Raw genomic sequence first — 23,049 nt, forward strand, 5'->3', positions numbered from 1 at the left:
GCTGCCGCAATCTCTGCGGCAGCCTGTTTTCCAAGGAGCGATTTTTATGTTTGAAATCAAGGTCGAAGAAGAATTTGAAGCTGCACACCGCATCGTGAATTATCCAGGAAAATGTGACCGCCTACACGGACACAACTGGAAGGTAGAACTGAAGATTTCCGGCAGCAGATTGGATGAATTGGGGATGCTCATAGACTTCAAGGCGGCGAAAGCAATGCTCCAAGAAGTCGTCAATTCACTCGATCACCGCTTCTTGAATGAACTCGCACCTTTTTCAGAAATCAATCCAACGGCAGAGAATATCGCGCGATATATCTACCAAGAGCTAAAGCAGCGTGAAATATTTTGCAACGACTCCGTGCATCTCACTGCCGTCTGTGTCTGGGAGTCGCCGCGCGCTTGCGTGACATACACCGAGGACTGAACGTATGGAAGAGAACATCCTCGAAATATTTTCCTCCATACAGGGAGAAGGAAAGTACATCGGTGCCCGGCAAGTATTTTTGCGCTTTGCGGGCTGCAATATCAAATGCAGCTTCTGCGATACTGCATTTCAGCCTGCCCGTTCCTGTCGAGTGGAAGCGATTCCAGGATGCGGCGAGTATGAAGAATTGCCCAATCCATTGTCCGTTCAGGAAGTTGCGGCAAGAATCCGCGCCTTCGTAGTGCCGGTGCGTCATCATTCCATCAGTTTGACAGGCGGGGAGCCGCTTCTTCATGCCGCCTTCATCCGTGCGCTTGCTTCTGAGGTAAATGTGCCGTTCTTCCTCGAAACGAACGGCACGCTCTATGAAGAGATGGCAAGCATTCTCGACATAACTTCCTACATCAGCATGGATATCAAATTGCCTAGCGTCACGGGAAAGTCTCTATGGGAAGAGCATCGTCGCTTTCTGCGGCTGCTGCACAATCATGACACCTATGTAAAGATCGTTGTCGCAGAAAATACGGAAGAAGATGAGTTTCAAGAGGCGGTGCATCTCGTCGCGCACATCGCACCGCAGATCCTCTTCATAATACAGCCTGCAACACCGTTTGGCGGCGTGCATGCGCCAACGGCAAAAAAACTTCTGCATCTGCAAGCGGAAGCCGCCGAACATCTGGCAAATGTCCGCGTCATCCCGCAGGCTCATCGCATGATGGGGTTGCTCTGACCGCGAGATTTTTCCACCTGTACTCATTTTTCAGGTACAGGATTTTTCTTGTATGTACGGTACGTTTCCAACATTTCATCTCGCGTCTGTATGCGCGGCCACAATTCTCCGACGGCATTTTCGCGCATGGAAGCAGCTAAATGATGGTAGATTTGCGGATCCTTTTTCTCCCATGAAGAAATCAGCTCTTTGACCTCCTGACGCATCGTCGTTCCATCGAGCGGACATGGAGCGGGGATGGGGCTGAACCCGTGAACAGCAATCGCATCACGAATTTCCGATTCACGGAAATAGACGAGCGGACGAATGACTGTGATGCCGGAGCGATCAAGATACGTTTTGGGCGTAAATGTATGAATTTGGCCCGAATACAAGATTCCCATGAGCAATGTTTCCACCGCATCATCGTTGTGATGCGCATAAGCCACCTTGTTGCATCCATGTTCCTGCGCATAGCGATTGATTGCGCCGCGCCGAAAAAATGCGCAGGTAAAACAAGGATTTTTTTCCGGCGTCTCCTCAATGGTGCCAGCTATATTCACCGAAACGGCTTCAAAGGGAATGGAGATCTCCTCGCAAAATGAAGCGATGCGCGCAACAGGAAAATCTTCCGTAAATTGCGGATCGATCGTCAAGGCGCAAAGAGAAAATTTCTTCTTCATACGTTTCTGCAGGATGGCTAACGCATACGCAAGAAATATGCTGTCCTTGCCTCCGGAAATCCCAATCAAGATGCGATCTCCGTCTTCGATCAGCTGAAACTCGACGACAGCTCGCATAAGTTTGCTGAAATAAAGCTGCGGGATATTATTCACGATAGGTCTCCCATCTTTTCTAAGAGTTTTATTTACTTCCGATAAGTATAAATTATCGGAAGTAAACGCACGGTGTAGCAAATCTGCTTTTATACTACTTAGTATTCTAAAACTTCCACCCATCATCGCAGACAAGACAAAAGCAGCCTCCTTTGCGGAGGCTGCTTTTTCTGCTTATTGTCCGCCGTTTACTTTACCACCATGACGGGAACCTTCGACTCTTCGACGACCTTCTGGCTGACACTGCCGATCAAAGCGCCCTTGAAGAGACCGAGACCGCGGCTGCCCATGATGATCATGTCGCTCTTTTCCGAGTCGGCAATCTTCAGGATCGCCTTCGGCACGTTGCCCGTCTCGACATGCCGCGTCGCCTTCATGTTCTCGGGGATCTTCTCCCAGATGCGGTCGAAGACGAGATGGCTCGGAATATCCTTGTTGATGTTGCTCGCCACATAGACGAAATCGAGACTTGCATTGCACTTCTCCGCAAAGGCGATCGCCTCATCCACAGCCTTGCAGCCGTTGACAGAACCATCGACCGGCACGAGAATTTTGTTGATGCTGCCCATATAAAACACCTCCAAGCGAACTTTTTTCCTCTGTTGTCTACTTCTATATCAAAGCGAAAATTCCTTTTATCTTTTGGTATTTTTCTGAAAAATTTTCCGATATTTTCTTGCACCGTAAAAAAAGCCGTCGCTGGAATGCGCGATGATTCCAACGACAGCTCTTCTCCTGCACTTCGTTCAATTCTTTTTCTCCAAAGAAGGCGCACCCTTTCGCAGGATTCCCACGGCAAGCTCAGCGTTTTGAAACGCGCGTCTCCTCAGCTCTTTCAGGAGGGCGGCATTTTTCTCGCAAAGCGTATCGCGCCTCTGCCACTTGCGCCGCACTTCCGCCATGAGTTCATCTGCCGTGATGGTCTCAAGTTTCGCGGCGGGCGTCTCACCGATGGAGTCAAGGAAACGATCGATCTTCGGATCGTACGATACGCCGACGAGCGGCACGCCCATGACGCCCGCAAAAATCAAGGCATGAAGGCGAATCGCGATGAGCAAATCCATATTGCCGACGAGTGAAAGAAGCTCCGCTGTCGAAAACTCGCCGTCGAGAACGATGGCTTCCTGCTTCATCATCGCAGCGATCGTCTCCGCCGTCTTGACATCCTCGGGATACTGCATGGGCAGAAAGACGAGATTCGCACCAAGCTCGACGGCGATGCGGTCGGCCGCCTCAGCGAAGGCTTCCTTGTAGCGCTGCCAGCCCTTCCACTCGCGCACAGATATGCCGACGAGCGGCTTGTCGTCCGTCACGCCGTTCCACTGCAAGACCTGCCACCCCATATCTTTCGCAACGGGATTGATGGCGAGCACCGGATCAGCAGTTTCGACGATTTTAGGACGATGAATGCCCATGGCCGCAAGCTCTGCCAAAGAGCCGTGGTCGCGCACGGTGATGAGGCGCACGCCGTTGCCGATGAGCCGCATCATCGTGCGCGCCCAGAAGCCCTCGATCGGGCCGATGCCCTGCGCGTAGAGCATGACGGGCCTTCGGGCGAGAAAGGCAAGGACGATGATCGCCATGTAGTAATAGAGACTGCGGCGACTCGTGACATTCTGCAGCAGACTGCCGCCGCCCGACACGAGGAGGTCGGAAGCGCGCAAAGCCTTCCATATATCGGAAAACGAGAGCCATGAAACAGCCTCAACACCGTGGCGGCGTTTCGTATCCGGAGGGTTCGCTGAGATCACCGTGATATTCGTTTGCGGGTCCAGTTCGGATAGAACCTCGATCATCGCGGCGAGCATGGCTTCGTCACCGGCGTTTTTCGAGCCGTAATATCCGGATACTACGATGTTGCTCATTCCTTTGAGAAACGCTCCTTTGCCGAAGATAGTATCATTTGCGCGAGGTGCACGAGCACCATGAGAGCTGCGCCGATGCCGCAGCCGAGGACGATGCCGCCGATGCCGCGCACAAAGGACATGTAAACGGGCGTGCGCATATGTGCAAAGGTCTCGACCATCGATCCCTGACCGATCGTCGCTACGAGCACGAGCGCAAAGAGCAGCATTGTCGGCCACTTGCGGCACCACGCGAGGACGGCGAGCATGAAAGCCGGATGGCCGATCATCAGCTCCTTCGAGCGCGGCCGCGCATAGAACGCCTGCTCCAGGATTGCACGGAACTTCAGCTCAAGCCCCGAGACGGGCATGCCCGACGTATGACCGGAACGTGCGACGAATACGACGGCGGCAAGAGCCACGAGCACGAAAATGAGAAGGGATTTGAGTTTCACGGGCATATCGAGAATCTGGCGAAGCTGCGTGAGAGCGCCCTGTTCCTCCGCCATTCTGCCATCGAAGACGTCGTAGCGCGTCAAAAACGCGATGGCGACGAGGACGATGGGTAGGACAAACGTCAGCTTGATGCCGCGGAAGATGTTGAACTCAAGGAAGTACTCGACATCAGCGAGCGCCCCCGACAGATATGCAGCTCCGACATAGGAGAGCGCCCCTGTCACAAAAAGGGCGACGGCAGCCGTTCCGATGATGCGCCAGAGCGGCGCTTTCGTATCGGGCTCCATGGTGCGAATGCGGTCGAGCTGCCATATCACGGCGAGCGCGGGAAAGAGGTTCGCGCTCAAAAACGCCGCGAGAAGTCGCATCTTCGCGCCGCTGCCCATGAGGATCGGCGCGGCAAAGACGAACGCCAACAGAGCAAAGAGTGCGTAGAGCGTCCTCGGCTGCAGACGGTGCGTGATCAGTGAGAGGTAGAGCACGACAGCCGCCGCCACGCCGAGCATCAGCACGGCACGCAGAGGACGCGGCGCATACCAGTTTTCAAACGTCCCCGCAGGACCAAGCGTGAAGCCATGTGACTCTACGGCTTCTGCCGTCGCCTTGATATAGTGCATGTTCGTCTCGAAGAGCGTCATGCCGGGCGCAGGCTTCTCGTAGATGCGCAGGAGGTTGATGCGAATGTTGCGCTCCATGTCCGTGTTCGCCCAACGCTCGACCGCCGTCTCGATCTTGAGCTTCGGCTGCTCGTCCTTCGGGATGGTGTAAAGACGCGCGACATGGTCGTAGCCGACGCCCTTGGAGATCTCGGAAAGCCCGTCCTGCTTATAGAACTGCAGCTGCGTCGTATCTTCGATGAGTCCGAGGACGAGATTGCGCTCCTTGAAGCGATCGATCGTCGTCTGCAGCGACTTCGGAGCGCCGAGCATCTGCGAGCCGGAGAATACGACTTCCGAGATGCGGTAGTCTTCCAGACGGCGGAACACGGCATCGACATCGTCGGGCGTGCAGCCCAGATAATTCGTCGGACGTGCGAGCACGAAGAAGCCGGCGTCATTGACCGCCTGCATCTCGTCCGTCGGCATACCGAGATCCATCTTGAGGAAGGTTTCGTAATTCGCCTTGACGACGAGGATTTCCACGCCGTTGACTGCGACGGCGTTCACACGAGCAGCGCCCAGGCGGCGCAGCAAGTCCTCCTTGACCTCCTTGTAGGTACGCGCATCATGCCCGACGACACAGACGTCAGATCCCTTGATCGTACCGTTCTCGATGAGGGTGCGCCACGCGGGATCGGTCAAGATCCCCGCATGGTAATTGGCTACGAGTTCACTTCCCGCGAGCGCCGTCACCTTTCCATTTGCATTGAGCTTCTTGAAGGTCGTCTCGTAGACGGCGAGCGACGTGATGCCCGCTTCCTTCGCCGCCTGCAGCACTTCAGGGACAGGTTTCCCCTCCTGCTCGGCAAGCTGCACGAGATCTTCGTAGTCAATGGCGAGATCGACCTGCTTGTTGACCTCCTCCGCACGCCAGCGTGCGACGTCGATGAGGAGCGCCGCGACAAGGCCGACGAAGATGAAGGCGATGAGCACCTTGTTGTATTGAAATTGCTTCATGTATCCTACTCCTCATTCCCTCCGGCAGAGAGGCGCACGACGATGGCGCCCTTCCTGTGTTCGACGCTCTCGATTCGCGTCTTCAAAGGCAATGCATCGAGCTTCGCGATCTGAATGTCGCCGAAAATGTCGCCGAGATTTGCCTTGCCGATCAAGGCGTTTTTGATGTCGAGCCGCGTCATGTGAAAGTACAGCGCCTGCGCGTCCTCGACGATCTTCCCTTCGAGCACGACATCCGCCATGCGCCCGAAGATCTTCACTTCCGCTGTCGCATGCACGCCATCTTCGTCAATCGTCACCTTGATGTTGTCAAGCTTGTCGATGCGCTTCGCCAAAAGATTGCGCAGAGCATCCTCGGAAACGACGCCCGTGAGTTTCAAATCCTTGGCAGAAATGAGATGCACGCGGTGATCGAGGAAAAGATCTCGCGACGAAAAATTCACGCCGCTTCCTGTCAGCTGCACGCGCTCCATGCGCAAATCGCCGATGCGAAGCCCCTTCGCATCAATCTTGAGAGTGTCGATCTGTCCCAAGAGGAACAGGATGCCGGGCGTGCTCTCAACCGTCACCTCGGCGCTCTCTGCCCCGCGATCCCTGAGCATCGTCTCTGCTGTCTGCCGTGCCCATGCGGGCAGCAAAGTTTCGCCAAAGACGAGAAGGATTGCCGCAGCGCCTGCAACAAGCATCAAAAGTTTGCGCAAAACATCACCTTAAATCTCAAATCTCATGATTCGCCTTCGCCGCGAGGAAGGCCTCGATGAAGGCGTCGAGATCGCCGTCCATGACCGCCTGCACGTTGCCCGTCTCCATGCCTGTGCGCATGTCCTTGACCATCGTGTAGGGCTGAAATACGTAGGAACGGATCTGGCTTCCCCACTCGATCTTCTGCTGATCGCCTTCGAGCTTCTGAATCTCGGCTTCCTTCTTCTCCTGCTCCAATTCAAAGAGCTTGGCGCGCAGCATCTTCATGCACTGTTCGCGGTTCTGCAGCTGCGAGCGCTCGTTCTGGCACTGCACGACGATGCCCGTCGGCATGTGCGTCATGCGCACGGCGGACGACGTCTTATTGATGTGCTGACCGCCCGCACCCGAAGCGCGGTAGGTGTCGACGCGCACGTCCGCCATATTGATCGCGACCTCGACGGCATCGTCGATCTCGGGCATGATGTCGCAGGCAGAAAACGACGTATGACGACGCGCATTGGAATCGAAGGGCGAGATGCGCACGAGACGATGCACGCCCTTTTCCGACTTCAAATACCCGTAGGCGTTGTGCCCATTGATGAAGAGTGTCGCACTCTTGACGCCCGCCTCATCGCCGGGCAGCAGATCTGCCGTGACGACGGAAAAGCCGTGGCGCTCCGCCCACCTGCCGTACATGCGCAGAAGCATCTGCGTCCAGTCCTGCGCCTCCGTGCCGCCTGCGCCCGCGTGCAGCGTGAGGATCGCATTGTTCGCGTCATAAGGGCCGGACAAGAGGACTTCGAGCTCCAGCTCGCGCACGGCGGTCTTGATGGTCTCAAACTCCGTCTGCACTTCAGGCTCAAGGCTCGTATCATTTTCTTCCAGCGCCATTTCAAGAAGCGCCTGTGCATCGTCCGTCTTGGAAACGATCTCCTTGTACTTGTCGACGCTTCCCTTGATCGCGGCAAGTTCCTGATTGATCTTCTGCGCCTCTTCCGCATTGTCCCAGAAGGTCGGCTCACCCATCTTGTATTCGAGTTCGGCTATCTTTTCTTCCTTTCTGGCGACGTCAAAGTGAATCCCCCATTTCCTTGAGCTTCGCTTGCATCGCCAAAATCTCCGGCTTCCAATCTTCGAGCATCTTGTCACATCCTTACGTAGTGCTTTCTCTCGCGGGAAATCTATTCTTTATCGCTGCTCTCCCGCAAGCGGGAAAGCTCTGTCTCACTTGTTCCTGCCGCAGCAATTCTTGTACTTCTTGCCGCTGCCGCACGGGCACGGATCGTTGCGCCCGATGTCGTTCTTGTTGCGCTGCGGCTTCTTCTTCGTCTCAGCGGCACTGGATTCCTCGCCGTGCGAGGCGCGCGCCGTCTGCAGGCGGTCTTGGAGCTGCTGTTGCTCCTGCGTCACGATGCTCACGCGGTACATGAGCTTCGCGATGTCCGTTTGAATCGCAGCTTCCATTGCCTCGAACATGTCGAGCGCCTCGATCTTGTACTCGACGAGCGGATTCCTCTGCCCGTAGGCGCGCAGGTTGATGCCCTCGCGCAGCATGTCCATGCGATCGAGATGCTCCATCCAATGATTGTCGACGACGCGCAGCATGACGACCTTCTCAAGCTCGCGCATATTCTCTTCGCCGAAGAGCTGCTCACGCGCCGCGTATGCTTCGTGCGCCGTCTTCCTGAGCGTTTCTTCCAGCTCGTCGCGGCTCATCGCCTCAAGCTCTTCCTTCTTGAGCTTGCCCTCGGGCGCGTAGATCTTCTCCGCGTCCTCGATAAGTCCGTCGAGCGTCCACTCCTCAGGATATAGCTTCGCGTTCGCGTACTGATCCATTTCGCTCTCGATGATCTTGTCGAGCATGAAGAAGATGTTTTCCTTGAGGTCTTCGCCGCGCAGAATCTTGCGTCGCTCCGCATAGATGACCTCGCGCTGCTGGTTCATGACATCGTCGTATTCGAGGACGTGCTTGCGGATGTCGAAGTTTCTGGCTTCGACCTTCTTCTGTGCACGCTCGATCGAACGCGTGATGAGTTTGTGCTCGATCGGATCGTTCTCGTCCATGCCGAGCCGATCCATGATGGAGGCGATATTGTCCGACGCGAAGAGACGCAGAAGGTCATCCTCCAGCGACAAGTAGAACTTCGAGCGGCCGGGGTCTCCCTGGCGACCCGCGCGGCCGCGCAGCTGGTTGTCGATACGCCGCGATTCGTGGCGTTCCGTGCCGAGGATGTAGAGGCCGCCGAGCTCCTGCACGCCATCGCCGAGCTGGATGTCCGTGCCGCGTCCCGCCATGTTCGTCGCGATCGTCACGGCGCCCCGTTGACCTGCGTCCTTGATGATCTCCGCTTCCTTCTCGTGGTACTTGGCATTCAGGACGTTGTGCTCGACGCCGTGCTTCTTCAAGATGGCGCTGAGCTCTTCCGACTGCGTGATGGACGTCGTGCCGATGAGGATCGGCTGTCCCGTCTTGTGAATCTCTTCGACCGCCTGTCCGACGGCACGGTATTTCGCACGCTTCGTCTTGTAGATGGCGTCCGGCTCGTCGACGCGCTGCACGGGACGGTTCGTCGGCACGACGACGACGGGCAGCTTGTAGATCTTGAGGAACTCGTCCTCCTCGGTCTTCGCCGTGCCCGTCATGCCGCCGAGCTTGTCGTACATGCGGAAGTAGTTCTGGAAGGTAATCGACGCGAGCGTCTGGCTCTCGCGCTGAATCTTCACGCCTTCTTTCGCCTCGATCGCCTGATGCAGTCCGTCCGAATAGCGGCGGCCAACCATGAGACGACCCGTGAACTCATCGACAATGATGATCTCATCGTCGCGCACGACGTAGTCGCGATCGCGCTTCATCAGAGCCTTGGCGCGCAGAGCTGCCGTAAAGCAGTGCGAAAGCTCCAGATTCTCAGGCGCGTAGAGATTCTTGATGCCGACGATGCGCTCAACCTTCAAGACGGCTTCATCGGACGGCGCAACGGTCTTCTGCTTCTCGTCGAGCTTGTAATCCTCGCCCTCCTTGAGCTGAGCGACGGCGCGTGCCATGACAGCGTACATGTCCGTCGACTTCTGCCCGGGACCTGAGATGATGAGTGGCGTTCTCGCCTCATCGACGAGAATCGAGTCGACCTCATCGACGATGGCATAGTGGAGGTCACGCTGCACCATCTGCTGCGGATGGATGACCATGTTGTCGCGCAGGTAGTCGAAGCCGAACTCGTTGTTCGTGCCGAAGGTAACGTCGGACGCATAGGCGAGCTTTCGCTCAGGGAAGTCCATGTCGTGCGCAATGAGGCCGACGGAGAGTCCGAGGAAGCGATAGACACGCCCCATCCACTCGCTGTCGCGCCGTGCGAGATAGTCGTTGACCGTGACCATGTGCACGCCCTTGCCTTCGAGCGCATTGAGATAGACGGGCAGCGTCGCGACGAGCGTCTTGCCCTCGCCCGTGCGCATCTCCGCAATCTTGCCCTCGTGCAGGCAGATACCGCCGATCATCTGCACGTCGAAGTGGCGCATGCCAAGGACGCGCCTCGACGCCTCGCGCACGACGGCAAACGCCTCGGGAAGCATATCGTCGAGGCTCTCGCCGTTTGCGAGACGCTCCTTGAACTTTCCCGTATGGCCTGCAAGCGCATCGTCACTGAGGCTTTCGAGCGCCTTTTCGTGACCGTTGATGACGTCGACGATGCCGCGCATCCGCTTGATTTCCTTATCGTTGTTATCTCCCAGGAATCGCTTGATGAATCCGAGCAATCCGTATCACTCCTCGTTCCCGCAGCCGCCTTCGCGGCGCAGACTGATGATAGAGAGCGCCTTGCGGCGTCCCTCCGAAAGTATTGAACACCTATCCTAATGATTCTAGCAGACAATCGCCCATAAGTCAAAAAATCCTCTTGCTTCGTTCCTTGAGCATCGCCTTCAGATGCATGCCGGGCATCGTGAAGCCCCTGCCCATGACCTCGTTCGCCGAAAGAACGATCATGAAGGCGTTCTTGTCGATGAGATTCGCGATGAGCTTGACCTTGCTGATCTGCGTGAGTGAGCAGACGAGGAAGAGCACGTTGCGCTCCTTGCGTGTAAACGCGCCCTGCCCATGCAGAAACGTCACGCCGCGCCCGACCTCGCAGATGATCGCCTCCGAAATCGGCTGTACATGGTCGGAGATGATGAGCACGACCTTGCGGCTGTTGAAGCCCGCGACGACCCGATCCGTCACGGCAGAATTCATGAACATGCAGATGAGCGTGTAGAGCGCGGGCATGACGCCGAAGAGCGCGGCGGCCAAGAGCATGATGACGCAGTTGAAAGCAAAGATCACGCTGCCCATGTTCAAAGAGTAATACTTCTTCACGATGGCGGCGACGATGTCGAAACCGCCCGAACTGCCGTTCATGCGGAAGATGATGCCATAGCCGATGCCGTTCAGCACGCCGCCGAAGATCGCCGCGAGCATCGTATCGGGCACGGGCGCATAGACATTCAAGAAGCGCGTTGCATCGACGCAGAAAGAAAAGAGGACCGTGCCAAAGGCGATATCGAGCGTGTACTCGCGCCCAAGCGTCTTGTACGCCGCCGCGAGAAGCGGCAGATTGTACAGAAACATCTGCACGCCGATGGGAAGCGAGAAGAGATAGTAGAAAATCATCGCAATGCCCGCGATGCCACCCGACAAGAGGTGCGCGGGCACGACGAAGAGGTTGATCGACGAACTGCTGATGAGACAGCCGAGCAGGATGCCGAGATAGCGGAAAACACGCCCCTTCAATGTCAAACTCCTGAGATGGAGCATCAAGATGCCTCCCTTTCGCGGCCTTCCCAGCGAAGCGTCGGTGTCTTATCTTTTGCCAGTGCACTCATGTCAATATCCCTGCCTTCCATGGAAAGCGCATGGAGATCCGTGTTCTCCCATTCGCTCCTCTCCTCATCCGTCAGAGCGTCCGCCTCTTCCTCCGTCAGCGGCAGGCTCGTCAAGCGCCACGAGCGCAGACTGCCGTTCGTCGCATCAGCGCTGAGAATGAGCCGCTGGCGCTGATCTTGCGGATTCTCGTAGACATAGCAGACGCTGCCGTCAAGAAACGTGCGCTCCTTCTCGCCGAACGTCGCGCGAATCTTGTACGCAGTCGCGCCGTAACGCACGCCTGCACGCGCCGTATAGTCCTTGCTCTTGACGAGTATATCCGCGACCTTGCCCGTATCGGCAGAAATACCGACTTCGTAGCCATCGGGGAATGTATAATAGCGCATGTGGATGTCCCAGACCATGCGATCCTTGTCAAAATCTGGCTTGCCGAAAGCCACGAGCATCTTCTCCTCCGAGTCGCCGAGCGCTATGCCCTTGACGGTGAAGTCCTCAGGCATCAAAGCGCCCTGCGCCTCTGCCGCCATCGGCAAGACAAGAAAAAGTCCGAGAAAGAACACCACCCATAAACCATGATAGAACCGCATTTTTTCACCATCCTCATACTGAATATCGTATTGCATCAAGATTCGCGAAAGTGCTCCCTTGGATTCTATAACACGAGCGCACAGTTGTCAAAAGAGGAAATACCTCAAACTGCGACTAATATGATAAGGTTAGTTGTAAAATGAAATCGGACCCTTAAAAAGGGTAAACAGAAGCACCTGCAGTAGAACGTTTTCAATAAAACAACGCCGAAAGAAGTATCCTGCATGTTCCATGAACATTCTACCACATATTGTTTTATAGCATAAATATGACATGTCTGTTATAATGGAAGCAACGGATTGATTTTCTTTATTTACATCTAGGTGATTGAAATGAAACGACGTCATACTTCGGCAGAGTGGCAGCAAACGATTTTTTCTTATATCAAAGACTTCCTGGCGAAAAAAGGTTATCCGCCATCTGTGCGTGAAATCGGCGATGCTGTAGGATTGAAATCCAGTTCCACGGTTCATGGTTATCTCGCAAAAATGGAAGAATCGGGGTTAATAAAGCGAGATCCCGCAAAGCCCAGAGCCATCGACATCCTTGAGGATAAGCCATGGGAGCGAAATGTCTCCGTTCCCCTCGTCGGCGTTGTGACTGCTGGCATCCCGATTTTGGCAGAGGAAAACATAGAGGATGTATTCTCGTTTCCTCAGGGACTCATCGGCACGCACAGCAAAGTCTTTGTTTTACGCGTGAAAGGACGCAGCATGATCAATGCGGGGATTCACGACGGCGATTTTGTCTTTGTCAAACAGCAGGAAACAGCAGACAACAATGACATCGTCGTCGCCTTGGTTGATGATGGCAGTGCTACCGTCAAGCGATTTTTCAAGGAGAAGGACTGCATACGCCTCCAGCCGGAGAATGACGAAATGGAACCATTCTACGAAAAAAATGTCAGGATTCTCGGAAAAGTGATTGGTACATATCGCCGTTTCTAGGGAAACATTGACGATGCAACACGGCTGTATCGTCTCCAAACGCCAGCTAGGAAAAATATTCCTAGCTGGCGTTTTCGTTATTCTGCAGAAAGCTGCCTGATTTCTTCGGCGGCTCCCAGAATGCCGAACATGACTTGCTCAAAGGTCAGACCGCCTTGCAGATAGACATTGTACGGCGGTCTCAAAGGCCCATCGGCGCTGAATTCGATGGACGCACCTTGCACGAAGGTTCCTGCCGCCATGATGATTTGATCCGTATATCCCGGCATATCCCAGGGCTCGGGTTTTACGAAGGAATCAACTGGCGAGTACTTTTGGACGCCGCTGCAGAACGCCACGAGTTTTTCCGCTGTGCCAAGTTTGATTGCTTGGATGATGTCTCCCCTCTCGTCGCTTATTCTCGGATATGTCATATAACCAAGGTTTTCAAAAATACCTGCAGCAAATAACGCGCCTTTGAGTGCCTGAGATACCACATGAGGAGCAAGAAACAAACCTTGGAAGAACAGACGGTTGTTGACGAGAGATGCCCCCAATTCTGCCCCCATGCCTGGAGCTGTCAGGCGATAGGAAGCAAGCTCTACGAGATCCTCGCGGCCAACGATATAACCGCCTGTGGGCGCAAGTCCTCCGCCCGGATTCTTGATCAGGGAGCCGGCCATGATGTCGGCGCCTGCTTGCGTCGGCTCAAGGGATTCCACGAACTCGCCGTAGCAGTTGTCAACGAAGCAAATACAGTCGGGTCTGAGACGATGGACTTGATTGCAAATTTCTCGAATATCTTCGATGAGCAATGTAGGGCGTTTGCTGTAGCCGCGTGAGCGCTGGATCAAGACCATCTTGGTTCGTTCATCGAGCACATCGGCAATTCTTTCCACATCCACGCGCCCTTCGGTCAAGGGGAGTTCATCGTAAAGGATGCCATACTCTTTCAAGGAGCCTGAACTGGACGCCGTATAGCCGATGACCGTCTGCATGGTATCGTAAGGCGTCCCTGTCAGTGATACAAGTTTATCGCCAGGACGCAAAATGCCGAAGAGAACGGTAGCCAGAGCATGCGTACCGGAAACAAACTGCGTGCGCACCAAAGCGCTTTCTGCGGCAAAGACCTTTGCATAAAGTTCTTCAAGTTTGCTCCTGCCAATATCATCATAGGCATATCCCGATGATGTATTGAAGTGTATATCGGACACCTTGCATTCGCGCATTGCAGTAAGAACTTTCAAGGTGTTTTCTTCGCTGATTTGCTCGATTCTTCGAAAGGAAGGCGCAAGTTCGTCCAAGACGCGTTCCTTCAATGTAAGAAGTTCTTTTGAAAACGACATGAAAGGGAATTCCTCCTATCCTTGTTGTTCCGTTGCCTTTTGTCGAATATCTTGCAGACGTGCAGCAAGATGATGTTCCAGCTTTGTGGCGAGTCCTGCAAGATCGTGTGAATCAAACAGGTAATTGATTTCAGGAATGCCATGCACCCTTCCCTCACCGAAAAATTCATCGCGAAAAATATTGTAATAAATGACGAAGTTGCTCGCGATGGAAAAGTCAGAATAATCCAAGATGATATACGAGCCATTTGTGATTTTCAGCGGCTTTTCCGGCGCAATGAACAGCTCGAAGCCCTCCAATTCAGTGGGAAGGCTCCTTCCGTATTCCCATTCCATAATTTTTTTCTTGCATACAATGCTGCTGATGGTCTTCGGGTCGAATGTAACCAGTTCCACAAGCAGCTTCCTCAAATGCTCATCAAGGCGTTTTTCAAAAGCAGCAATATTCGGAGCGATAAACTCGATGCGGCAAAAATTCGTCAGACCAATCTGCACGCTCAGCTTATATTCCTTCGTTTCTTCATGATAATATGCCGAAGCGGCACGATGCATGGCGTTGTTCTCATAGGAAAACAACGCATATATGTCCTCCTTGACATGCATATCCTTTCGATAAGAAAAACCTTCAAGTATTGGAGGAAGTCGTTTCAGATATGCCCAATCACAAACATCCGTTTCGACTTGTTGAATAGTTTCTTCTTTCAAAACAGTCTCCCAGATCAAAATATGTGAAGAAGACAGGAGGCGCCGCCGCGCTCCTGTCTTCTTCCGTCACAGTTATTTTCCAGTCCTGCCGCGCTTCGTCAAAGGCGTCCCCTCTTTACAGAGCGGGCATTCCTCCGGCGCGTACGCTTCGACATCCATGTGCAGAAGCGCCGTACACGGCACCCCGTCGAATTGCACCTTGCCGTTGCTGCGATCCACAAGCATGGCTACAGCCACGGGAATCCCCCCGAATTCGCGCACCACATCGATGACTTCTTTGATGGAGCCGCCCGTCGTGACGATGTCTTCTACAATCAGAACACGCTCCCCTTTTTTCAGCGAGAAACCACGGCGAAACGTCATTTTTCCATTCTCACGTTCCGTGAAAATGGCTCTCGTGCCAAGCGCTTTTCCTGTTTCGTGTGCCAGGAGAATACCACCCGTCACGGGTCCTACAACCGTATCAATATTCTGATCTTTGAATTTTTCCGCCATCGCTCTGCACAGAAGTTCCGTATATTTCGGATGCTGCAGTACATTGAACTTCTCCACATAATGCGGACTGTGCAGTCCCGAGGTTAGGAGAAAATGCCCATGCATGATGGCATTGGTCTTTGTCAGCAAGTCCTTGACTTCAGCTTCCGTCATGACTTCACGCTCCCCATTTCCTTCAGGATGTTTTCCGCAGCATGTTTGGGATTGAGCGCCGAACGAATCGGACGTCCGACAACGAGGTGCGTGGCGCCGCTGCTCAGGGCAATTGCCGGCGTCGTGATGCGGCTTTGATCGTTGATGGCTGTGCCTGCGGGACGTACTCCAGGCGTGACAATCAAAAAGTCCTCACCGCATGCCTGTCGAATGGTTTCCGCTTCCATCGGCGAGGAGACGACGCCATCAAGACCTGCTTCCTGCACGAGTTTTGCCATATGAACCGCCTGATCGTCAAGATCCATATCCGGCCACATCCTGCTCCAATCCTTCAAGCTGATGCTGCTCAAAATCGTCACGGCAACAAGCTTGGGCCTTTCGATGCCGAGCTTTTCTGCCTCATCCTTGACCGCTTCGAGCGCCTTCTCCATCATGACGAGGCCGCCCGTAGCGTGGACGTTGATCATATCGACGCCCAGATGCGTCAAGACGCGCAGAGCATTGGCAACCGTATTGGGAATATCATGGAGCTTGAGATCGAGGAACACCTTCTTGCCCTTGTCCTTAAGGTACGCGATCACCTCGTCGCCCATGCTGTAAAAAAGCTCCATGCCAACCTTGTAGAATCCCACACTGTCGCCCAGAGTTTCGACAAGGTTATGAACCTCATCCATGGAATGAACATCCAAAGCTACAATCAATCGTTCATCTGTCATTTCCTATCCCTCCCACTTTCTCCCATTGTACTATAAAACTTTGCTGCCGACAAGACGACTCACGCGAGGTCGTCGCCGCCGCCGACATAATCTTGCAATGCCAAAGCATAGACAAGACGACGCTGCTGCATGAAGGAGAGCACGCGAAGCACTTCCCACGCCGTATCCAACGAGGTCAGGCAGACGATGCCGTGTTCCACCGTCGCACGGCGAATCTTGAAGCCGTCACGCGCAGAACCCTTGCCTTGCGTAAGCGTATTGACAACCATTTGAATCTGACCGGTCTTGATCATCTGGATGATGTCCGTACTGCGCTCATGCACTTTTCCCACCACATCTGAGTCTATTCCGACGGATTGTATGGCACGCGCCGTTCCTTCCGTCGCAGCAATCTGGAAGCCCAGCTCGGAGAAAGCCTTCGCCAGTTGCTTCAACTCCTCTTTGTCCTTATCTGCAACAGTGAAGAGGATGCGGCCGTTCTTCGGCATGTTCATGCCTGCGCCCGTAATCGCCTTGTAGAGCGCTCGTGCGTAGTGATAGTCGATTCCCATGACCTCGCCCGTAGATTTCATCTCCGGTCCGAGGGAAATATCGACATCCTGCATTTTGGCAAAGGAAAATACGGGAGCTTTGACGGCAACGTACGGTTTGGGCGGCACAAGACCGGAGAAGTAGCCCATCTTCTCCAAAGAGTGCCCCATGGCTGCACGCGTCGCCAAATTGACCATCTTCACATCCGTGACCTTGCTCAAAAAAGGAACGGTGCGGCTCGAACGCGGATTGACCTCGATGACATAGACCTCATCGTTGACCACGACGTATTGGATGTTGAGCAGCCCCTTGACATGGAGGTTCAATGCCAGTCTCTTCGTATAGTCGATGATGGTGTAAAGAACACGTGCGGGAAGCGTCTGCGGTGGATAGACGGCGATGCTGTCACCCGAATGGACGCCGGCGCGCTCGATATGCTCCATGATGCCTGGGATGACAACCGTCACACCGTCGCATATACCGTCAACTTCGACTTCCGTTCCCTGCATATAGCGATCAACGAGAACGGGATGATCGGGCGTGACCTTGACCGCGCGGTTCAAGTAGTCGCGCAGCTCCTCTTCCTTGTAGACGATCTCCATCGCCCTGCCGCCGAGGACATAGGACGGTCGCACCATGACGGGATAGCCGATGGCAGCGGCGCCTTCGACAGCAGATTCCACATCGGTGACGCTGATTCCCTTGGGGCAAGGAATGTTCGTCTGGCGCAGCACTTCTTCGAAGCGCTCTCGATCCTCCGCACGATCGATGTCGTCCACGGAAGTTCCAAAGATATGCACGCCCGCCTTTTGGAGCGATGCAGCGAGATTGATGGCCGTCTGCCCGCCGAACTGCACGATGACGCCTTCCGGCTGCTCCTTGTCGACGATGTTCAAGACGTCTTCCGTCGTCAACGGTTCAAAGTACAGGCGATCAGAGATGTCAAAGTCCGTGCTTACCGTCTCCGGATTGTTGTTGATGATGATGGCTTCATAGCCCATCTCGCGCAGCGCCCATACAGAATGCACAGAGCAGTAGTCGAATTCGACGCCCTGTCCGATGCGGATGGGGCCTGAGCCGAGGACGATGATCTTCCTCTTCGTCGTTTCCGTCTGCACTTCATCTTCCTGCGCATTGAATGTCGAGTAATAATACGGCGTCATTGCTTCGAACTCTGCCGCACATGTATCGACCATCTTGTAGCAAGGCAGAAGTTTCATCGCCTTGCGCATCGTGCGGATTTCATTCATCGTCTTGCCTGAAAGTTCCGCAATGGACGCGTCGGAAAGTCCGATTTTTTTTGCTTCTATGAGATGTTTTGGGGTAATCTCCTCTTGCATGAGCCGTATCTCGACGTCAGCGATGCGCTTGATCTTGCGCAGAAACCACCGGTCGATTTTTGTGATATCATAGATTTCGTCTACATCAGCTATGCCTCTGCGGAATGCTTCGGCGATTGCGAAAATGCGTTCATCATTGATTTTTGACAACGATTTTCTGAGCTTCGCGTCGCTCCAATCGTCCATCTCAGGCAGGTGCAGACGCTTTACGCCAATTTCCAGCGAGCGTGCCGCTTTCAGGATAGCACCCTCAAAATTGCGGTCGATGGACATGACTTCGCCCGTCGCCTTCATCTGCGTGCCGAGGGTGTGATCGGCGAAAATGAATTTGTCGAACGGCCAGCGCGGAAACTTCACTACACAATAATCAATGGACGGCTCAAAGCACGCCTTTGTCTTCTGCGTCACGGCGTTCGTGATTTCATCGAGTGAATAGCCGATGGCAATTTTGGCGGAAACTTTCGCAATGGGGTATCCCGTCGCCTTCGACGCCAACGCCGAGGAACGGCTGACGCGCGGATTGACCTCGATGACATAGTAGCGATCACTGTTCGGATCGAGTGCATACTGCGCGTTGCAGCCGCCTTCGATATTCAGCTCACGGATGATGCGGAGCGACGCACTGCGCAGCATTTGATAGTCATGATCGGAAAGCGTCTGCGTCGGCGCAACGACAATGCTGTCTCCCGTATGAACACCGACGGGATCGAAGTTCTCCATGTTGCAGACCGTGATGCAATTGTCATTGCCGTCACGCATGACTTCATACTCAATTTCTTTCCAACCGGCAACGCTTCGTTCAATGAGCACCTGGCCGATCATGCTATACTTAAGTCCCTTGATGACCGTTTCGACAAGTTCTTCTTCGTTTTCGGCAATGCCGCCGCCCGTGCCGCCCATCGTGTAGGCAGGGCGCACGATCAGCGGATAGCCGATCTCGTTGGCAAACCCGACGGCAGATTCCACATCCTCGACGATCGTGCTCTCCGGAATCGGCTCTTTGAGTTTCTGCATCGTTTCCTTGAAAAGCTCGCGATCTTCCGCCTTCTTGATCGCCTCAAGGCTTGTTCCCAAGAGTTCGACATGATATTTTTCCAACACGCCTTTTTCGGAGAGTTTGACGGCAAGGTTCAGACCGGCTTGCCCGCCAAGGGTAGCAAGGAGTCCGTCGGGCAATTCTTTGGCGATGATTTCCTCAAGGAACTCCACCGTCAAAGGCTCGATATAAACGCGGTCGGCAATATGCGTATCCGTCATGATCGTTGCCGGGTTGCTATTGACGAGAACGACTTCAAGGCCTTCTTCTTTCAAGGAGCGGCATGCCTGTGAGCCGGCATAATCAAACTCCGCCGCCTGTCCTATGATGATCGGACCGGACCCTATGACCATGACCTTTTTCAAATAATCTTTTTTTGGCATGGTTACTTTTCCTCCTTGAGAAGTGCGCGAAACTGCTCAAATAAGTAGCGGTTGTCCGTCGGCCCTGGCGACGCCTCGGGATGATACTGCACCGTGAATACGGGAAGCTCTGTATGGCGCAGTCCCTCCACCGTCCCATCGTTTACGGCGCGATGCGTGACCTCCAGCGGCAGTCCCTGCAGAGACGATTCATCGACGGCAAAGCCATGATTCTGCGATGAGATGTGCACGCGGTTCATCGCCAAGTTTTTGACGGGTTGATTCGAGCCGCGATGACCGAATTTCAATTTATATGTATCGGCTCCCATGGCGAGCGCAAAGAGCTGATGCCCGAGGCAAATGCCGAAGATGGGCTTTTTGCCGATGAGCTTTTTGACTTCTGCGATGATGTCCGGTACATCCTTGGGATCGCCGGGACCGTTGGACAGAAATACGCCATCTGGATTCATGGCAAGTATTTCTTCCGCCGATGTTTGTGCCGGCACAACGGTGAGATGGAAGCCAAATTCATGCAGGGAGCGCAGGATGTTCTGCTTTATGCCGAAATCCATGACGACGACCCGCAGCGCATCCGCACTGTCCGCGGCCATGACATACGTTTCTTTTGTCGTCACCGTTGCCACAACGTCCTTTTGAATTTCTCGGGAAAGCATCCTGTTGATTTCCTTTTGCGTTGTGTTTTCCGGCACGATGACGCCCTTCATCGCACCGGCAGAGCGAATGTGGCGCGTCACAGCGCGCGTATCGACGCCATGCAGGCAGGGCACGCCCTGCTCGCGCAGGAAGTCCGCCAGCGCTCCTTCCGACTGCCAGTTGCTGCCGACATCACAAAGCTCCGCTATAATGAAACCGTTGACAAAGGATTTGCGCGATTCCATGAAGCTTTTCGCCACGCCATAATTGCCGATCAGCGGATACGTCAAGGTCACAATCTGGCTGCAATACGACGGGTCGGTCAGAACCTCTTGATAGCCCGTCATGCCCGTATTGAATACGACTTCGCCGAATGCTTTCGCTTCATCCAGCAATTCACCGGAAAAGGCGCTGCCGTCCTCTAAAATCAAATTCCCCTTCATCCGACATTCTCCTTTTTTGAGGCGAGGACATTTCCATCGCGCATCACAATGCGGCCATCGACCACCGTCATCACCGCTCTGCCTTTCAGGCGACGCCCAACATAAGGCGAGTGCGTGCCGCGCGTATAGAACTTGTCGGCATCCACCACCCACTCTTTTTCGAGATCGATGACCGTGATGTCCGCCGGCATTCCCGCTTCCAAACTGCCTGCGTTCAAGCGAAACAATGCAGCAGGCGCTGAAGTCATCTTGGCAATGAGCGTGGACAAATCCATTTTCCCCTTGTGGTAAAGCTCTGTCAGCAAAAGCCCCAACGTCGTTTCAAGACCTGGAAAACCGCTCGGCGCATACATGTATTCCCGATCTTTTTCCTCCTCGGCATGCGGCGAGTGATCGGAAACGATGATGTCGATCGTGCCGTCCTGAAGCGCCTCAAGCATGGCGTCGACATCCTTCTGCCCACGTAGCGGCGGATTAACCTTGGTGGAAGAATCCAGCGGATTGACACAGGCATCCGTCAGGATGAGGTGATGCGGCGTAACTTCCGCCGTGACCTTGACACCGCGCCGCTTCCCTTCGCGCACAAGCTCGGCAGAACGTGCCGAACTGATGTGCGCAACATGGACGGGCGAATCGACATATTCTGCAAGCAAGATATCGCGCGCCACAGCGATATCTTCCGCCACGGTCGGACGCCCCTTCATGCCGAGCATCGCGCTGCGATGCCCTTCGTTCATGACACCTTCTTCGATGAGCGAGAGTTCTTCATCATGATCGATGATGATCTTATCAAAATTTTTCAGATAATCCATGCCATTCATCATGACCTTGGCAGACTTCACATAGTGTCCGTCATCGGAAAACGCCACGGCTCCAGCGAGGCTCATATCGCCCACTTCTGCAAGCTCTTCGCCCTTCTGTCCCTTTGTCAGCGCTCCGATGATTTCGATGTGAACGAGGCCGACCTCTTTCGCCCGCGTCTGCAGACTGCGCACCAAGGCGGCGGTGTCTACGACAGGGCTTGTATTTGGCATAGTGGCGACCGTCGTGAAGCCGCCTGCAGCCGCCGCCTTCGAGCCGGACAAGAAATCCTCTTTCGCTTCCTGCCCCGGCTCACGCAGATGCGTGTGCATATCAATGAGGCCGGGAACGAGAACCTTGCCGCTGACATCGACGATTTCGGCCTCTTCATCCACCACATTCTTGTCAACCTTTTGAACAATGCCGTCCTCGACGAGAATATCCAGTTTTTCATCTACGCCATTCTTCGGATCTACGACGCGACCGCCCTTAAAGATCTGCTTCATTCTGCTTTCCTCCCATCAATGCCAGAGCCAAGAGCGCCATGCGAACTGCCACGCCGTTCTGCACCTGCTCCTGTATGGCGGAATGGCTGCTGTAAGCTACACGCGGTGATATTTCCAGTCCCTTGTTCATCGGACCCGGATGAAGTACAAGTACGTCCTCCTTAGCAAGCTTCAGCCTTTCCTCATTCAAACCGAAGATGCGTGCGTACTCACGCATGGAAGGGAAAAGACCTGCTTTCTGCCTTTCAAGCTGAATGCGCAGCACATTGATGACATCAGCATCGCGGATGGCATCTTCTATACACTCATGCACGAAGATTCCCGGTTCTTCTTTGAGAAAGCGCGGCAGCAATGTCTTCGGTCCGGCCAGATGAACCTCCATCCCCATTTTTCGCATGCCCCATAGATCGGAGCGCGCCACGCGGCTGTGCGAAATGTCGCCGATGATAGCGACCTTCAGCCCTTGCAAGGTATTCTTGTACTGCAAGATGGTGAACAAATCCAACAAGCCCTGTGACGGATGTGCATGCGCTCCATCGCCCGCATTGATGATCACGGGTGACACAACCTGTGTCGCATAAGCCGCCGCACCTTCAGCCTTGTGGCGCATGACGATGGCGTCAACTCCCATGGCTTCAACCGTCAGCAGCGTATCGCGCAGACTCTCCCCCTTGACGATGCTGCTCGTCCCCGCTGTGATATTGACGACATCAGCGCCGAGATACTTGCCCGCCAACTCGAAAGAGGAGCGCGTCCTCGTGCTCGGCTCATAGAACAATGTGACGATTGACTTTCCTCGCAATGTGGGAAGTTTCTTGATATCCCTGTGGATCACATTCTTCATGCCTTTGGCAGAATCAAGGACAAGCTGGATTTCCTCCGATGAGAAATCTTCCAGTCCTAAAATGTTCTTGCCGCGTAATGAAACAGGATTCTTGCTCAAGCGAATCACTCCCTAAGTGCTTGTAAGACAAAAAGCTTTCTTATGCAAGGCATAAGAAAGCTTTTTTGCATGGCAAC

The 23,049-nt window shown here is 54.3% G+C and carries 20 protein-coding genes; 3 read left to right on the forward strand and 17 right to left on the reverse strand.

From position 1 onward, the window contains the following. Positions 1 to 46: 46 nt before the first annotated feature. Positions 47 to 424: a 6-carboxytetrahydropterin synthase QueD gene (gene queD / locus OL236_RS05035; RefSeq protein ID WP_265071570.1), complete on the forward strand. Its 378-nt coding sequence runs from the start codon at positions 47 to 49 to the stop codon at positions 422 to 424. Between the two features lie 4 nt (positions 425 to 428). Next, on the forward strand, positions 429 to 1,154 hold the full coding sequence (locus OL236_RS05040; RefSeq protein WP_265071571.1) for a 7-carboxy-7-deazaguanine synthase QueE: 726 nt from the start codon (positions 429 to 431) through the stop codon (positions 1,152 to 1,154). A 23-nt stretch (positions 1,155 to 1,177) separates the two neighbouring features. On the opposite strand, the gene OL236_RS05045 is transcribed toward OL236_RS05040, so the two are convergent. The 9 genes from OL236_RS05045 to OL236_RS05085 all read right to left on the reverse strand — a co-directional run bounded on the left by OL236_RS05045 (position 1,178) and on the right by OL236_RS05085 (position 12,014). Continuing rightward, on the reverse strand, positions 1,178 to 1,969 hold the full coding sequence (locus OL236_RS05045) for a tRNA 2-thiocytidine biosynthesis TtcA family protein (protein ID WP_009645955.1): 792 nt from the start codon (positions 1,967 to 1,969) through the stop codon (positions 1,178 to 1,180). Positions 1,970 to 2,157: 188 nt separating this feature from the next. Next, complete coding sequence (locus tag OL236_RS05050; RefSeq protein WP_006192339.1) at positions 2,158 to 2,538, reverse strand: universal stress protein; 381 nt, start codon at positions 2,536 to 2,538, stop codon at positions 2,158 to 2,160. Positions 2,539 to 2,715: 177 nt separating this feature from the next. Further along, positions 2,716 to 3,834 (reverse strand): polysaccharide pyruvyl transferase CsaB, encoded by a 1,119-nt coding sequence (gene csaB, locus OL236_RS05055; protein ID WP_265071572.1) that lies wholly within the window; start codon positions 3,832 to 3,834, stop codon positions 2,716 to 2,718. Then, the gene (locus OL236_RS05060; RefSeq protein WP_265071573.1) at positions 3,831 to 5,885 is read right to left on the reverse strand and encodes a DUF5693 family protein; all 2,055 of its coding nucleotides are present in this window, start codon (positions 5,883 to 5,885) and stop codon (positions 3,831 to 3,833) included. Before OL236_RS05060 ends, csaB begins: the two co-directional genes overlap by 4 nt. Positions 5,886 to 5,890: 5 nt before the next feature. Further along, complete coding sequence (locus OL236_RS05065) at positions 5,891 to 6,586, reverse strand: DUF2993 domain-containing protein (RefSeq protein ID WP_265071574.1); 696 nt, start codon at positions 6,584 to 6,586, stop codon at positions 5,891 to 5,893. Between the two features lie 16 nt (positions 6,587 to 6,602). Further along, positions 6,603 to 7,710 (reverse strand): peptide chain release factor 2 gene (prfB, locus tag OL236_RS05070; RefSeq protein ID WP_013740801.1). Its coding sequence is split into 2 segments (ribosomal slippage): positions 6,603 to 7,640 and positions 7,642 to 7,710, totalling 1,107 coding nucleotides; the frame shifts between segments, so codons are not numbered across the junction. Between the two features lie 83 nt (positions 7,711 to 7,793). After that, the gene (secA, locus tag OL236_RS05075) at positions 7,794 to 10,322 is read right to left on the reverse strand and encodes a preprotein translocase subunit SecA (protein ID WP_265071575.1); all 2,529 of its coding nucleotides are present in this window, start codon (positions 10,320 to 10,322) and stop codon (positions 7,794 to 7,796) included. Between the two features lie 127 nt (positions 10,323 to 10,449). Further along, positions 10,450 to 11,358, reverse strand: coding sequence for a YitT family protein (locus OL236_RS05080; RefSeq protein ID WP_009645962.1), 909 nt, complete (start codon positions 11,356 to 11,358; stop codon positions 10,450 to 10,452). After that, positions 11,358 to 12,014 (reverse strand): hypothetical protein, encoded by a 657-nt coding sequence (locus tag OL236_RS05085; RefSeq protein ID WP_265071576.1) that lies wholly within the window; start codon positions 12,012 to 12,014, stop codon positions 11,358 to 11,360. The genes OL236_RS05080 and OL236_RS05085 overlap by 1 nt, the downstream gene beginning before the upstream one ends. 333 nt (positions 12,015 to 12,347) lie before the next feature. Here OL236_RS05085 and lexA point away from each other — a divergent pair, with 333 nt between their 5' ends. After that, on the forward strand, positions 12,348 to 12,962 hold the full coding sequence (lexA, locus tag OL236_RS05090) for a transcriptional repressor LexA (RefSeq protein WP_009645923.1): 615 nt from the start codon (positions 12,348 to 12,350) through the stop codon (positions 12,960 to 12,962). Between the two features lie 77 nt (positions 12,963 to 13,039). Here the strand turns inward: lexA and OL236_RS05095 are convergent, their stop codons facing one another. The 8 genes from OL236_RS05095 to OL236_RS05130 all read right to left on the reverse strand — a co-directional run bounded on the left by OL236_RS05095 (position 13,040) and on the right by OL236_RS05130 (position 22,972). Then, positions 13,040 to 14,287, reverse strand: a complete 1,248-nt coding sequence (locus tag OL236_RS05095; RefSeq protein WP_265071577.1) for an aminotransferase class I/II-fold pyridoxal phosphate-dependent enzyme — start codon at positions 14,285 to 14,287, stop codon at positions 13,040 to 13,042. A gap of 15 nt (positions 14,288 to 14,302) precedes the next feature. Further along, positions 14,303 to 14,992: a hypothetical protein gene (locus OL236_RS05100; RefSeq protein ID WP_265071578.1), complete on the reverse strand. Its 690-nt coding sequence runs from the start codon at positions 14,990 to 14,992 to the stop codon at positions 14,303 to 14,305. 72 nt (positions 14,993 to 15,064) lie between these two features. After that, the gene (pyrE, locus tag OL236_RS05105) at positions 15,065 to 15,640 is read right to left on the reverse strand and encodes an orotate phosphoribosyltransferase (protein WP_265071579.1); all 576 of its coding nucleotides are present in this window, start codon (positions 15,638 to 15,640) and stop codon (positions 15,065 to 15,067) included. Next, the gene (pyrF, locus tag OL236_RS05110) at positions 15,637 to 16,356 is read right to left on the reverse strand and encodes an orotidine-5'-phosphate decarboxylase (RefSeq protein ID WP_009645944.1); all 720 of its coding nucleotides are present in this window, start codon (positions 16,354 to 16,356) and stop codon (positions 15,637 to 15,639) included. The genes pyrE and pyrF overlap by 4 nt, the downstream gene beginning before the upstream one ends. Before the next feature lie 59 nt (positions 16,357 to 16,415). Beyond that, positions 16,416 to 19,646, reverse strand: coding sequence for a carbamoyl-phosphate synthase large subunit (gene carB, locus OL236_RS05115; protein WP_265071580.1), 3,231 nt, complete (start codon positions 19,644 to 19,646; stop codon positions 16,416 to 16,418). Positions 19,647 to 19,648: 2 nt separating this feature from the next. Further along, a complete protein-coding gene (gene carA / locus OL236_RS05120; RefSeq protein ID WP_009645921.1) occupies positions 19,649 to 20,722 on the reverse strand; it encodes a glutamine-hydrolyzing carbamoyl-phosphate synthase small subunit in 1,074 nt (357 codons plus the stop codon). Further along, the gene (locus OL236_RS05125) at positions 20,719 to 22,029 is read right to left on the reverse strand and encodes a dihydroorotase (protein ID WP_265071581.1); all 1,311 of its coding nucleotides are present in this window, start codon (positions 22,027 to 22,029) and stop codon (positions 20,719 to 20,721) included. The genes carA and OL236_RS05125 overlap by 4 nt, the downstream gene beginning before the upstream one ends. Next, on the reverse strand, positions 22,013 to 22,972 hold the full coding sequence (locus OL236_RS05130; RefSeq protein ID WP_265071582.1) for an aspartate carbamoyltransferase catalytic subunit: 960 nt from the start codon (positions 22,970 to 22,972) through the stop codon (positions 22,013 to 22,015). Before OL236_RS05130 ends, OL236_RS05125 begins: the two co-directional genes overlap by 17 nt. Positions 22,973 to 23,049: the final 77 nt, after the last annotated feature.

The organism is Selenomonas sputigena (genome assembly GCF_026015965.1).
Taxonomy (GTDB): Bacteria; Bacillota; Negativicutes; order Selenomonadales; family Selenomonadaceae; genus Selenomonas.